This window comes from Bacillus sp. RO2 (assembly GCF_012911845.1).
Classification (GTDB): domain Bacteria; phylum Bacillota; class Bacilli; order Bacillales; family Bacillaceae_I; genus Sutcliffiella_A.
In genome coordinates this window covers 69,807-83,653 of the sequence record NZ_JAAXCU010000033.1, presented here as the reverse complement: position 1 = coordinate 83,653, position 13,847 = coordinate 69,807, and the positions used below count along the sequence as shown (strand labels likewise).

The window sequence follows — 13,847 nt, the reverse complement described above, 5'->3', positions numbered from 1 at the left end:
TTGTCACTTTTGCTCGTGGTGATACACATCCTATGACCTCTGCTCCGTTGCATTCTCACCCTCACCTGTAGGAATACACCCCCTATGACGTCCGCGCCTCTGCTTTTTCATCCTCACCTGTAGTCATACACCTCCTATGACGACCGCGCCTCTTCTTTTTCACCCTCACCGGTCGTCAGACTCCGCCTATGACGACCGCCCCTCTGCTTTTTCACCCTCACCGGTCGTCATACACCTCCTATGACGACCGCTCCTCTGCATTTTCACTCTTTCCGGGCATGATTGAGACGCCTTCTCTGTTACCGTTTCCTTCTTTCCCACTATGCTTCGGGCATTGAGACCTCTCTACTCCTGTTTCCTCGTCTCTGAGGTCTCCATAACGATGATCAAGAACTACTCTGAAGACTAACCACATTTCAATCTTCTTAAACAAAAAAAAAGAGGAAATGACCAGGTCATTCCCCCCTTCTATTATCAACTTAGCAATGCTCTGTCGTTGGTCATTGCTTGACCGCGGATTCGTTGGAATTCAGCTAACAATCTTTCAATGGTCAAAGATTTTTTTTCTTCTTCTCCCACTTCCAGTATGATTTGTCCCTTGTCCATCATAATCAATCGATTCCCAAGATCCAGTGCCTGCTGCATGTTGTGGGTTACCATCAGTGTAGTCAGTCCTTTATCTGCAACAATTTCTTTTGTGATGTTGGTAATCAATTCTGCACGAGATGGATCTAACGCTGCAGTATGCTCATCTAAAAGAAGAATATCAGGTTCTGTAAATGTTGCCATTAAAAGGGACAATGCTTGTCTTTCCCCACCTGAAAGCAATCCAACTTTTGCACTCAATCTGTTTTCCAAACCAAGGTGCAACGTCTCCAGTACTTCTTTGAAATATGTTTTTCTCCTTTTAGTGACACCCATCTTTAAAGTGCGATTTTTATTCCGCGAATAAGCCATTGCTAAATTCTCTTCTATCGTCATCGTCGGAGCCGTTCCTGCCATAGGGTCTTGAAATACCCTACCGATATATTTTGCCCTTCTATGTTCTGCCATATAGGTGACATCACGCCCATCAATCTCTACTTTTCCGGTATCAGGCGTTAGCACTCCAGAAATCATATTCATTAGCGTTGACTTACCGGCACCGTTACTACCTATGATGGTGACAAAGTCCCCTTGTTTCAAGGAAAGGTTGATGGTATCAAGCGCATTTTTTTCATCGAGTGTTCCTTCATTAAATATTTTATTAATCTGTGTTAAATGTAGCACGTTGATCCCCCTTTTCATTGGCAGAATGAAGAGTTCCAAGCTTTAACAGCTTCTGTTTCTTCCGCTTTCTATCTTTATAACTCTCAATGAATTTAGGGGTGATAAGCGCCAAAATAACAATCGTTGCAGTTATGGCTTTCAGGTCACCTGTTTCTAAAAATTCCACCCTTAATGCAAGCGTCACGACAATTCGATAAATGATGGCGCCGCCAATTACAGCAAAAGTGGTCCATGCAATCGTTCTTGTACCGAAAATGGCCTCTCCGATAATTACAGATGCCAAGCCGATGATAATCATCCCGATTCCCATTCCAACGTCTGCATACCCGCCATGTTGAGCAATTAATGCACCTGAAAATGCAACCATGGCATTAGAAATACCTAATCCAAGAATAACAAGGCCGCTAGTATTGGCAGATAAACTGCGAATCATCCGCTTATTATCCCCAGTAGCCCTAATTGCCAAGCCAATTTCCGTTTTCAAAAACAAATCTGTTAAAACTTTTATCGCGAATGTCACAATCAACATAATAACGATAATTCCCCATGTTCTTGGTACGAAATCACCTAATCCAATAGATATGAAGATATTGTTTAAAAACTCATCTATTCCTGTATTCCCCCACCAGGAACGGACGTTTGTGAAAAAAGTATCACTATTTAATAATGGCACATTGGACCTTCCCATTATTCGCAAATTGATGGAATAAAGAGCAATCATCATTAAAATACCAGATAAAAGGGGATTGATTTTTCCAAACGTATGTAAAGAACCGGTAATGCAGCCTGCGATAAATCCTGCAATCATAGCCACCACTGTAGCTGTAATAGGACTATATCCGCTGACAATCATTGTTGCAGCTACTGCAGCGCCAGTTACAAAGCTACCATCTACCGTCAAATCGGGAAAATCAAGGACCCTAAAGGAAAGATATACCCCTAGGGCCATGATTGCGTAGATGATTCCCAATTCGACTGAACCAAAAATTGCTGTTATCATGTCAGAATCATCTCCTCGTTGTCTTATACACTCTTATTTTTTATCATAAAACTCTGCCATTTCACTCCAAGCATCCTGCACTTCCAAACCTTGAGCTTCAGCTGCATCTGTATTAATAGTTAACTTCAAGCTTTGAGGATAGGATACTGGAATTTCAGAAGGGTCCTTTTCCCCTTTTAGAACTTGAACAGCCATCAAGCCAGTCTCGTAACCTAAGTCATAATAGTTAAATCCACTTGCTGCCACTGCTCCTGCTTCCATAGAATCAAGATCTCCTGCAAACAATGGTATTTTTTCAGTAGTTGCCACACTAATAAGTGACTGAATAGCCGATACAACCGTATTATCAGTAGGCATATAGATAGCATCTACTCTTCCAATTAAAGATTCTGCAGCCTGCTGGACCTCTGCAGATGTAGAAACCGATGCTTCAACCAAGGAACCGCCTTTTTCTTCTACAAGGCTTTTCACAGTCTCTACCTGAACAACGGAGTTTTGTTCTCCAGTATTATAAATAACACCGATGTTTTTCGCACCAAGCTCGTCCATCATGAAATTAATGGTAGTGGCAATCGCTTCAGGGTGTGTATCTGAAGTACCTGTAATGTTATCCCCTGGTTTTTCAAAGGATTCTACTAACTGGGCACCTACAGGATCCGTTACTGATGTAAAAATGATAGGAATATCTTTTGTTGCCTGCAAAGCACTTTGCGCACTTGGAGTGGAGTTTGCAAAAATCATATCTACTTCATCAGCTACAAATTTATCTGCAATCGGCTTATTATTATTTGGATCTCCCTGGGCATTTTGAACATCATATTTAACATTCTCGCCTTCTTTGTAGCCGTTGTCTTCTAATGCCTTCTTAAATCCTTCGAATGCTGCATCCAAAGAAGGATGTTCTGCAATTTGGGTAACACCAATCACTACTTCGTCTTTTGCATCCCCACTTGTTGAGTCGGAACTGCATCCGACCAATAACGCAGCACATGCCATGCTAGCCAAAATAGATTTCATCTTAAATTTTTTCATCCTTATCCCCCTTATATATGTTTATAAGCTACATAGAATTATGTAAGCTTTTGAAACCGTTTACATTATGTGTAAATCTATGATGAACAAAACGTTATTCGTTTTTTCAACGTTATATTAACACCAACAAACAAATAGTGTCAATATATTCGAAAAATTTAAATAAATATATTATTTTACAATAAATACGCCATTTTCCCCTAAAACCCTTTTTATTTTTGTAAATAAAAAAGAAACCTCCAATCGGATAAGAGGTTTCCTGCTAATTAAAATTGAGCAATGGCTTTATGAAGCTGCTCTTTTGCTTCTGTCACCATCTGCTCAAATAGTTCACTAACAGCTGGTATCGTATTTATGATACTGGATATTTGACCACCGTTGATAAAACCTTGTTTCAGCTCTCCTTCTACTGCACCTTTAATATGGTGATCTTCCGTAGTCAGCAAATTAAACTCCTCAAGTGTAATCCCTTCTGTCTCTTTTTTTAGAAGCATCTCAGCATATGGAGTACGAATGACCCTTCTTACTCTACCTACTGTTCTGCCAACAATGACTGTGCCCTGATCATCAGCAGCTAAGATGGAGTTCTTATAATGATTATGAAACGGTGCTTCTTTCGTTGCAATCAACCTTGTCCCCATCTGCACCCCTGAGGCACCAAGCGCAATAGCTGCAGCTAGCCCTTTACCATTCCCGATTCCCCCTGCGGCTACAACAGGAATAGACACAACCTCTACCACTTGTGGAATCAATGTCATCGTCGTCGTTTCAAGATTTGAATTAATGCCTGCCGCTTCATAACCTTCTGCCACAATAATATCAGCGCCAGCATTTTCTGCTTTCATTGCCTGCTTTGGAGAAGCAACCACACATATGACCGTTATGCCGTTTTCTTTTAGCTTAGAAATATAAGGAGCCGGGTTTCCTGCTGAAAGGGAGACCACTGGAACTTGGTGCTTGATAATATGTTTTAAAACCTCTTTAGTGTATGGAGAAACAGACAACGCGACATTCACTGCAAAAGGTTTATCGGTAAGTTTTTTCGTTTGTTGGATGATCTCTTCCACTTCTTCCGGCTTCATCGTACCTGCACCTATTGTACCGAGTCCGCCAGCATTGGAGACAGCAGCAGTTAATGGAGCATTACTGATATTTCCCATTCCGCCTTGGATGATCGGAAAGTTTATTTTTAGGATTTCTTGTAGTTTATTCATCAATTATTTCACCCCTCGTAAAAATAATGTTATACTAATTTTAATATTTAGACAATAATTATTGGGGAGTGTGTGATGAATGATTTATCCTTTTGGCGGGAAGAAACCGCAACTTCATGATTCGGTATTTGTAGCACCTGGCGCACGAATTATCGGTGACGTTACAATTGGGGAAGAATCGACTGTTTGGTTTAACGCTGTTCTTCGGGGTGATGAAGGACCAATAACAATTGGGAAAAGATGCAGCATCCAGGATAATGCAACTGCACATTTATACGAAGGATTCCCTTTGGTGGTTGAGGATGAAGTGACAGTTGGACATACAGCTATTTTGCATGGCTGTACTGTTAGAAAACGATGCATTGTAGGAATGGGTTCTACAATCTTGGATGGAGCTGATATTGGCGAAGAAAGTATCATTGGTGCCAATACTTTGATTCCTTCCGGTAAAAAAATTCCTCCACGTTCATTGGTGGTAGGATCCCCTGGTAAGGTTATTCGCGAATTAACTGACAGGGATTTAGAGCTCATACAGCTATCGATTGATACATATGTGCAGAAAGGGAAAGAGTATCAGAAGGAATTGAGAGATTTATAGACGGGAGTCGCGTGCGGGACCGGGCCGGGTAGATGGCTCGGTTTTTTGTTTGTTTTGAACTTGATGAATCGGCTTACTTGTTCAGCCTTTTTGATATAGTTTGTTAGGTTCTACAACTTCAGGAAGATCTTCTACCTTTAAAAGTAAACCTTCTACACTTTTAGGGGGACCTTCTACCATAAAAAATGAACCTTCTACACTTTTGAGCGGATCTTCTACCTTTCAACAAAAATCGACACAAAATTCATTGAACATAATAATGTTATGTAAACACCATCCTCCACCACAAGAAAAGCACCTCCACCATCTAAAGTGGAAATGCTCTCTTCACTCCATAATATAAGGATGATTCATCACATCATACTTCTTATCCTTTAGTTCCAGCTCGTTTCCATCTTCAAAAACCTCTTCAAAAAAGCGGGAAGCTGGCTCTGCCAATTCTTTATAATACTCACTAAATAAAGATGCGGCATGGCTACCTAACCACATATCTGGTAACAGCTCTTCTGGCAATCCCGGATCTACGAACAAAAACTTTCTGTATTCATGTACAAGCTTGGTTCGCTCCACGAAACATTCCGCGTCTGTCATCTGGCCTTTCCCAATCTTATTCTTATCAATAATATATTTCTGGCTGTATTCTTGAATAAATTGTTGATATCTGCCATTAATCTCATTAAGATCCCAACTTTTCATGACAAGTCGCTCATTTTCATATGGACCATGATATTCAGAAATGAAAAAGTCTACATACTCTTCTATTTCGTATTTGACAATAAGGTCGTGTACCTGTTTTTCTAATGAGTTGGGCGAAATCCAGCAGCTGTTGGATAATGTCCCAAATCCACTCCAGACCAACTCTTTACGCAGCTCGTCCCGAACACTTCTAATTTCTTCTGGAATGGTATACATGAGCATGCGCCATTTCCCATCCCAACTATCAGTCTTCAGCTTAAAAATACGTTTCGCCGCTTCGTCAATTCTTTTTACTCCGCGTTCTGTTAAAAAATAATAACTTTTGTTTCCCTTTTTCTCCGCTTGAACCCAACCTTGCTTATTCATACGTGATATCGCTGCTCGTACCGCTTGATCATTATGACCAAATTCATTTAGTAATTTGATTAAGCTTCCAATCCAAATTTTATTCCCATAATGTCTAACATAGTCACCATATAAAGTAAAAATCATTGATCTTGTATTCATTTCCTGCATCCTCTTTCTACCACATAAGATAAATCGCTATATTACAGTAATTTAATTTTAACAGAGTAACGCGTTATAGAAAAGATGGAAATGGAAAACGCAACCACACATCAAAAAGCACCCCAAAGAACCATAAAGCATTATGCCCTATGATTCTTGTGGTCTCTCAACTATCGTAGCAATCCCCTGACCAACCCCTACACACATTGTCGCAAGGCCGTATTGCACTTCGCGCTTGTTCATTTCATGCACAAGGGTAGTTAAGATCCTTGCCCCGCTTGCACCAAGAGGATGTCCAAACGCTATTGCACCCCCGTTTACATTGACTCTGCTAGGGTCTAATTCTAGTTGGCGCATACATTCAAGCGATTGGGATGCAAATGCTTCATTTAACTCGATGAGATCAATATCTCCAACAGACAATCCTGCCCGCCCGAGTGCCTTCCTAGTAGCGTAAATCGGTCCAATTCCCATAATGGAAGGGGTAAGTCCAGCTGTAGCTGAGGTTACATACTTCGCTAACGGCTTTAAACCAAGCTCCTTTGCTTTTTCTGCACTCATCAAAAGCAATGCCGATGCGCCGTCATTTACACCGGACGCGTTCCCGGCAGTTATTGTGGTGCCTTCGCCGAAAATGGGCTTCAATGTGCTCAGTTTCTCCAAGGTTGTATCAGGTCGAGGATGTTCGTCGCAGTCCACAATTGTTTCCTTGCCTTTTCTATCCACAATAGTGACTGGTACCACTTCTTCTTTAAAGCGGCCTAATTCCATTGCCTTTTTTGCTTTTTGCTGGCTTTCAAAGGCAAATACGTCTTGATCTTCGCGGGAAACAGAGAACTCTTTAGCCACGTTTTCTGCCGTTTGTGGCATAGTATCGACTCCGTACATTTTTTCAAGTTTTCTGTTTGTAAATCTCCAGCCAATGGTTGTATCCATCAATTCCATGTTTCCTCGGGGGTAGTCCATTTCCGGCTTTGCCATGACAAATGGAGCCCTTGTCATGCTCTCGGTTCCACCGGCTATAAAAATGTCTCCTTCTCCCACCATGATGGCCCTTGCCGCATAATTGACAGCATCTAGACCGGAACCGCATAAACGGTTGATAGTGGTTCCAGCCACCTCTACCGGAAGACCAGCCAATAAAGCACTCATCCTTGCAACATTGCGGTTGTCTTCCCCCGCTTGATTTGCATTGCCGAAAACTACTTCCTCTATTTCATTTACCGGCACATTAGGGTTTCTTTCTAGCAGGGCCTTGATTACGATCGCTCCAAGGTCATCCGGTCGAACGGCTTTTAATGCACCTTTGTACCTCCCTATGGGTGTTCGGCAAGCATCTACTATTACAACTTCCTTCATTTTCTACACCTCTCTCGTTGATTATTGGTAGTCATAAACTCCTTTTCCACTTTTCCTGCCCAGTCTTCCGGCTTTCACATACTTTTCTAGCAGAGGAGCAGGGCGATACTTTTCGCCTAACTTTTCATGAAGATATTTTAGGTTATTCAGACGGGTATCCAATCCCACCAGGTCTCCAAGTTCGAATGGTCCCATCGGATAATTCAGTCCAAGTTTGATTGCTTTATCAATCTCTTCAGGTGTACCCACCCCTTCTTGCAACATATAAAAGGCTTCATTTCCGACAAGGGCACTGATTCTGCTTGTCACAAAACCAGGAAATTCATTTACAACAACCGTTTCTTTCCCCATTCGTTCTGCTGCATTGCGGATATAGTCTGCCGTTTCATCGTTTGTTTCCAAACCACGGACAATTTCTACCAGTTTCATTTTATGTACAGGGTTGAAGAAGTGCATCGCGATAACTTTTTCCGGTCTCGATGTGAAGCTTCCTATTTCAGTTGGACTCATCGTAGAGGTATTGGAAGCAAAATAACAATGTGCAGGTGCTACCTTGTCTATCTTTTCGTAAACGGATTTCTTAATTTCCATGTTTTCAGGTACTGCTTCTATTATAAGATTGGCTTCCTTCACGGCTTCCTCTAGTTCTGTCGAGTAAAATAGGCTATCCCTTAATTTCCCTGCTGCTAGCTCTGTTAATTTTCCTTTTTCCAACCCTTTGGAAATGATGACCTCTATTTCTTTTCTAGCTCCTTCAAGTTGTTCTTCTTTTACATCAACCAATGTAGTATGGTACCCGCCTAGCGCACTTACATAGGCAATTCCACGTCCCATAACTCCTGAACCAATGACCACTACTTTTTCCATGTAGATTCCCCTCCTTCATCATGCTGTAAAAAAAGCAAAGAGGACCACGCCCCTTTGCTCCTGAATAAAAATTTATTCTATTTAAACACCAAATGGATTAAGCGGACGATTTCCAAAATAGGAAATGATGCTCTTCGTTTCTGTGTAAAGATCAAGTGTTTCAATGCAAAGCTCACGTCCGAATCCGGATTGCTTGTATCCTCCAAACGGCGTTCCAGGGAATGCGGAGAATGGGCAGTTGACCATTACGATACCTGCTTGAATCTGTTTTGCAACACGTGTTGCGCGGCCATGATCTTTCGTCCAGATAGCTGAGCCTAGACCATATTCGCTGTCATTTGCAAGTTTAACCGCTTCTTTCTCATCGCTAAATGGCATAACGACCACTACAGGACCGAAAATCTCCTCTTTTACCACTTTCATTTCGTGTGTTACACCTGTGATAATGGTTGGCTCATACCAGAAACCATTTTCATAGCCTTCCACTTTAGCCACTTTACCACCTAAAACGATGTTAGCTCCTTCTTCTTTTGCAGATTGAACATATCCGTCAATTACATCTAACTGACCTTGATTGATGATTGCACCAATATGCGTTTCTTTTGCAAAAGGATCACCAAGGGAAAGCTTTTTTGCCTTTTCTACGAACTTCTCCATAAAAGTGTCATAAATATTTTCGTGAACATACAGACGAGAACGTGCCTCACAAGATTGTCCTGTGTTATAGAAAATTCCAAACAAAGATCCGTCTACTGCAGCATCAATGTCTGCATCTTCAAATACTAGGTTAGGAGACTTGCCGCCAAGTTCCAAAGTTACTCGTTTAAGAGTCTGGGAAGCTTTCTCCATGATGTCTTTTCCGATTGGAGTAGAGCCAGTGAATGCTACTTTGTCTACATGAGGATGCTCAACTAAGTAGTTCCCAACATCAGATCCAGCTCCCGGGATGATGTTAACAACTCCCTCAGGAACTCCTGCCTCTACACAAATTTCTCCTAATACGATGGCAGTCAGCGGAGTTAATGTAGCTGGTTTAACAACAACAGAACAACCTACTGCTATTGCCGGGGCAATCTTCCATGCTGCCATCATTAATGGATAGTTCCATGGAATGATTTGTGCACACACACCTACCGGTTCTTTTTCTGTGAAGTTATGGAATTGCCCTGGAACATTATTAACTGATCCACGGTGGCCAACGATAGCTCCTGCATAGAACTCGAAGTCTTCGATTGCTTGCATGACTTGCCCTTGTGCAGCAGAAAGGGATTTACCAGTATCTAAAATCTCTAACTCTACCAGCTCGTTGAAACGGGAACGCATAATAGATGCAATTTTATTTAATGTTCTTGCACGTTTGTTTAAAGGAAACAGTTTCCACTTTCCTTTATCAAAGGCTTGACGCGCGGCTTGAACAGCTTTTTCCGCATCCTCTTTAGAAGCTTTCGCGATCGTTGCAACCGCTTCTCCAGTTGCAGGGTTGTATGTCGTAAACGTTTCTCCTGTGGAACTGTCCATGCGTTGTCCTGCGATAATAAGTTGATAAGTGTCTCGTTTCATATCTAGTTGTTCCATTTTTTGCTCTTTTACTGTAGACATACTCTCATCTCCTTTAAGTTTTTATTATCTCCCTTTAAAAGCTGGTTTCCTCTTCTCTATAAAAGAAGTTACCCCTTCTTTGTGATCTTCTGATAGACCAGCAATTCTCTGACCATACGCTTCTTGCTCCAAATACTCCTCATACGTAACGTTCCAACTCGCTTGTATGGATCGTTTAATCAGGCCAATTGCTTGTGTAGGCATGTTAGCAAGTTTGTTCGCAAAAGCTTCCACTTCTTCGTTCCAACTGTCTACAGGGACCACTTTGGTAACAAGTCCGTATTCTTTTGCTTGATCTACTTTAATCTTCTCTCCTAATATAGCTAATTCTAATGCTTTTGCATTACCTACTATCTTAGGGAGAAAATACAGATTCCCAGAGTCTGGTATTAACCCGACATGTATGAATGCCTGGACAAAGCTTGCTTTTTCAGATGCAAGACGAAAATCACATGCTAAGGCGAGGCTGAAGCCTGCACCGGCAGCAACTCCATTTATCGCAGCAATGACAGGCTTTTCACATCGGGACAACTGTTTCATCATTGGGCCATACCTTGTACGTAAGACATGCCCGTGATCCATATTTTCATCCACTTCTGCAAGGTCCTGACCAGAGGAGAATGCTCTGCCTTCCCCTGTAATGACGATGGCCCGTACACTCTCATCTGCACTTGCCTGTTTTAATGCTTTTGTAATTTCTTTGTTCATCTGCTCTGTAAACGCATTCAATTTATCCGGTCGGTTCATGATGATCCAGGCAACCTGGTTCATTACTTCATATTTAATCGTTTCAAACATGGTGTCTCCCCCTATTCCCCTTCAAATTTAGGCTTGCGCTTTTCTTTAAATGCACGCATGCCTTCTTTTTGATCGTTGGATGCAAACAAAAGATAAAAATTCTTTCGCTCATATTGCATTCCTTCATAGACAGAATAGTCCACTGCCTTATGGACAGATTCTTTGATCAAACGAAGGGAAAGAGGTGGTTGTTTAGCGATTTTTTGTGCAAAAGTCACCGTTTCTTCCATTAATAGTTCTGTCGGAATAACACGGTTGATTACTCCATAGTGCAAGGCTTCCTTTGCGCTCATTCTGTCACCAGTAAGCAGCCATTCCATTGCTTTTGATTTTCCCATTAATTTCGTCAATCTCTGGGTTCCCCCAGCCCCTGGCATGACTCCAAGGCTAATTTCAGGAAATCCGAATTCTGCATCATTTGCAGCAAATAGGATGTCACAACACAATGCGAGTTCAAATCCTCCTCCAAGAGCAAACCCTTGGACTGCGCCAATAATTGGTTTCTTTACCCACGCAAGGCGGTCCCATTCTGTGAATTGATTTAAGAGCTCAAGTTCAATGGCTGTAGCCTCTGCCATTTCATCGATATCTGCTCCCGCTGCAAATGCGCGTCCGTTTCCTGCAAGTACCATAGCTTTGACTTCATCGTTTCGGTCAAACTCTTCTAACACGGTTACGATTTCTGTCACCATAGGCCTGTTAATTGCGTTCAACACTTTTGGTCTATTGAGTTTGATGATTCCTATCGAGCTTTCAATGGAAACTTCGATATATTCGTACGTTTTACTCATTCACTTCTTCACCAATCATCAAGGTGACAAGATCGCCGGCGAAGCTCATTAAATCCTTTCCAGATGCTTTTGCTTCATCCGTTCTCATCGCTTGCTTTAAAGCGTCATGGCTATCGTAGTACATTTCACACATTAAATAGTACTTGCCTTCTCCGCCCATAGGACTGCCTACTACTTTCGTTACTTCCATCTTGCGTAATCCAGGGATTTTAGCAGTGATAGGTGCGTGCGTGTCGAAGTAGTGCTGATCGAAAGCTTCCTTGTTTTCTGGGTGTTTGTAAAGCGCGATTAATTTTACCATTCTAAATCTCTCCTTTTTATGGGCTCTTATTAAACCGCTAGGGTTTTATCAGGCCAGTTATTTATGTAATTGCCTGACAGAAGTTTTTTCTGTAAGGCAGTGGTACTTACATCATGGTTGATACAGGTTTCATTGCTTCGAAAGGATTTTTGCATCCTTTGCAGTAAAGAATGCTTCTACAAGCGGTCGGGCCAAAGATGTTATCTAATGTTGTATAGGTCGATCCGCAGTAAGGGCAATCCACATGCCATTCTCCGGAGTCATCCAGTGTCGGCGGTGGAGCAATTCCAAACTCTTGTAAATGAATTCTACCTTGTGCAGTAATGCGGTCAGATGTCCATGGTGGCTGGTAGATGAATTGAACTTCCACCTTTTTGAATAATGCTAAGTTATTAATCTCGTTTTCTACATTTTTTTTAATAATCTCTAGAGCCGGACATCCCATGAATGTAGGCAGCATTTGAATAGTTACTTCCTGATTTTTTACATCAATTGCTTCCACCATACCGAGATCGACCACACTGACAGAATCTATTTCAGGATCTTTTACATGCTGCAGGGCATCCCAAACCTTCATGATATTTACTTCTTCCTGCATGATGTCATCATTCCTTTTTGTTGGGCTGAAAAGTGTAAAAGATTACCACACGGCTGCCGGATTGCTATTATAGACTTCACTCAACGTTAAGAGGGCATCATCCAAGTCCTTGGTGTGTTCACCTTTTCTGCCGTTCCCACTTTTCATTCCCATATTGGTAGGAAAAGTAAGCCCCACTTTTTCAAACATATTCGTCATTTCTTCTGTAAAGCGAAGGCGAATATCTTCCTCTGAATCTATTAGTTGATGCTGTGTAATTTGAACACTACTTGGCCCCAATGACAGTACTCCATCAAATTCTTCTACCACTTTATCAATGGCTGCTTTCATCCTGGTCTTTGCTTCACCATTTGCTGTACACAACTGTCTGAACCATGTTCTCCAGTGCAACAAGTGATAATAAAGTTCCATATTCACTTTCACTGCCACATGTTTCAGAGGTTCATAGGAGGAATTTTTCAATGCCTCCACTTTAATTTTCTTGGCCTGTGTGTAAAAATAATGCCTTACGACTGTGTAAGCCCAATCATATTTAGGTTCTGTGAGATAAGTTCCTGATCCATTCACATTTTCCAAAAGAACTGCATTCACTCTATCTTTTGCTTTTCTTCCATGTGCAAGTGCATCCATATCCCCTTCACCTAAATCCTCAAGCAACTGGTAGTACATGGCAGCATGCCCCATTGTATCTTGGTTTATGGAAGAAAAAGCAACGTCCTCTTCAATATGCGGGGCAAGGCCGAGCCATTCTGATCCTCTGTAGGCAATAATGAAATCATCGTCGGCCAGTTGATATAATAACGCTGTTATGGCCTTGTAGTAGGATGCATCCCTTTTGGCTTCTTCTACAGTTGTGATATTCATCCTTTTTTCTTCCCTCCCCAAGACATGATTTCCTGCTCATCAAGCATCCCCTGTTCATAGTGACGCCATTTTTTCTTCAAATATCCATAGCCTTTCGTGTTTCGGTAGTCCTTGTTGTCAATTCTTTGCAAGGATTGACGCTCTTCTTGAGACATTTTTCGAATATCACTCCGTTGCACCACCCAAATATCCACTGCAGGTTCCCGCCTCATAAAGTTTTCTTGTGCCATGACTAGCGCAATCTCTTCGTTTGGAGCAAGTAGACTGAACTGGTATTGCATCGGAGCTGTATGGGTTCTCTTACTAAACACTTCAAATTCTTTATAAAAGCCTTTTGTACTCAATTTATAAGCT

At 41.6% G+C, this 13,847-nt stretch carries 15 protein-coding genes; 1 reads left to right on the top strand and 14 read right to left on the bottom strand.

Going from position 1 to position 13,847, the window contains the following annotated elements; translation table 11 throughout:
- Positions 1 to 474 precede the first annotated feature (474 nt).
- From HF078_RS08250 to HF078_RS08235, 4 genes are all read right to left on the bottom strand, one after another.
- Entirely contained in the window at positions 475 to 1,269 is a 795-nt protein-coding gene (locus HF078_RS08250) for an ATP-binding cassette domain-containing protein (protein WP_169290703.1), read from the bottom strand.
- Positions 1,247 to 2,269, bottom strand: coding sequence for an ABC transporter permease (locus tag HF078_RS08245; protein ID WP_169290702.1), 1,023 nt, complete (start codon positions 2,267 to 2,269; stop codon positions 1,247 to 1,249). Before HF078_RS08245 ends, HF078_RS08250 begins: the two co-directional genes overlap by 23 nt.
- A 33-nt stretch (positions 2,270 to 2,302) precedes the next feature.
- On the bottom strand, positions 2,303 to 3,301 hold the full coding sequence (locus HF078_RS08240; protein WP_169290701.1) for an ABC transporter substrate-binding protein: 999 nt from the start codon (positions 3,299 to 3,301) through the stop codon (positions 2,303 to 2,305).
- Between the two features lie 266 nt (positions 3,302 to 3,567).
- Positions 3,568 to 4,515 (bottom strand): NAD(P)H-dependent flavin oxidoreductase, encoded by a 948-nt coding sequence (locus tag HF078_RS08235; protein ID WP_169290708.1) that lies wholly within the window; start codon positions 4,513 to 4,515, stop codon positions 3,568 to 3,570.
- Between the two features lie 79 nt (positions 4,516 to 4,594).
- On the opposite strand from HF078_RS08235, the gene HF078_RS08230 reads away from it, so the two are divergent.
- Positions 4,595 to 5,113, top strand: coding sequence for a gamma carbonic anhydrase family protein (locus HF078_RS08230; protein ID WP_169290700.1), 519 nt, complete (start codon positions 4,595 to 4,597; stop codon positions 5,111 to 5,113).
- Positions 5,114 to 5,440: 327 nt separating this feature from the next.
- On the opposite strand, the gene paaX is transcribed toward HF078_RS08230, so the two are convergent.
- The 10 genes from paaX to paaB all read right to left on the bottom strand — a co-directional run bounded on the left by paaX (position 5,441) and on the right by paaB (position 13,837).
- Positions 5,441 to 6,316, bottom strand: coding sequence for a phenylacetic acid degradation operon negative regulatory protein PaaX (gene paaX, locus HF078_RS08225; RefSeq protein ID WP_169290699.1), 876 nt, complete (start codon positions 6,314 to 6,316; stop codon positions 5,441 to 5,443).
- A gap of 147 nt (positions 6,317 to 6,463) precedes the next feature.
- Entirely contained in the window at positions 6,464 to 7,675 is a 1,212-nt protein-coding gene (gene pcaF / locus HF078_RS08220; protein ID WP_169290698.1) for a 3-oxoadipyl-CoA thiolase, read from the bottom strand.
- 21 nt (positions 7,676 to 7,696) lie between these two features.
- Positions 7,697 to 8,542 (bottom strand): 3-hydroxyacyl-CoA dehydrogenase, encoded by an 846-nt coding sequence (locus HF078_RS08215; protein ID WP_169290697.1) that lies wholly within the window; start codon positions 8,540 to 8,542, stop codon positions 7,697 to 7,699.
- Between the two features lie 81 nt (positions 8,543 to 8,623).
- Positions 8,624 to 10,141, bottom strand: a complete 1,518-nt coding sequence (locus tag HF078_RS08210; RefSeq protein WP_169290696.1) for an aldehyde dehydrogenase family protein — start codon at positions 10,139 to 10,141, stop codon at positions 8,624 to 8,626.
- 24 nt (positions 10,142 to 10,165) lie between these two features.
- Positions 10,166 to 10,939: an enoyl-CoA hydratase-related protein gene (locus HF078_RS08205; protein WP_169290695.1), complete on the bottom strand. Its 774-nt coding sequence runs from the start codon at positions 10,937 to 10,939 to the stop codon at positions 10,166 to 10,168.
- A gap of 11 nt (positions 10,940 to 10,950) precedes the next feature.
- Positions 10,951 to 11,730, bottom strand: coding sequence for an enoyl-CoA hydratase/isomerase family protein (locus HF078_RS08200; protein WP_169290694.1), 780 nt, complete (start codon positions 11,728 to 11,730; stop codon positions 10,951 to 10,953).
- Positions 11,723 to 12,031 carry an EthD family reductase gene (locus tag HF078_RS08195; RefSeq protein ID WP_169290693.1) on the bottom strand — a complete coding sequence of 103 codons (309 nt, stop codon included), beginning with the start codon at positions 12,029 to 12,031 and terminating at the stop codon, positions 11,723 to 11,725. Before HF078_RS08195 ends, HF078_RS08200 begins: the two co-directional genes overlap by 8 nt.
- Before the next feature lie 106 nt (positions 12,032 to 12,137).
- Positions 12,138 to 12,629, bottom strand: a complete 492-nt coding sequence (gene paaD, locus HF078_RS08190) for a 1,2-phenylacetyl-CoA epoxidase subunit PaaD (protein WP_169290692.1) — start codon at positions 12,627 to 12,629, stop codon at positions 12,138 to 12,140.
- Between the two features lie 42 nt (positions 12,630 to 12,671).
- Positions 12,672 to 13,493, bottom strand: coding sequence for a 1,2-phenylacetyl-CoA epoxidase subunit PaaC (paaC, locus tag HF078_RS08185; RefSeq protein WP_169290691.1), 822 nt, complete (start codon positions 13,491 to 13,493; stop codon positions 12,672 to 12,674).
- Positions 13,490 to 13,837, bottom strand: coding sequence for a 1,2-phenylacetyl-CoA epoxidase subunit PaaB (gene paaB, locus HF078_RS08180; RefSeq protein ID WP_148989796.1), 348 nt, complete (start codon positions 13,835 to 13,837; stop codon positions 13,490 to 13,492). The genes paaC and paaB overlap by 4 nt, the downstream gene beginning before the upstream one ends.
- Positions 13,838 to 13,847 lie beyond the last annotated feature (10 nt).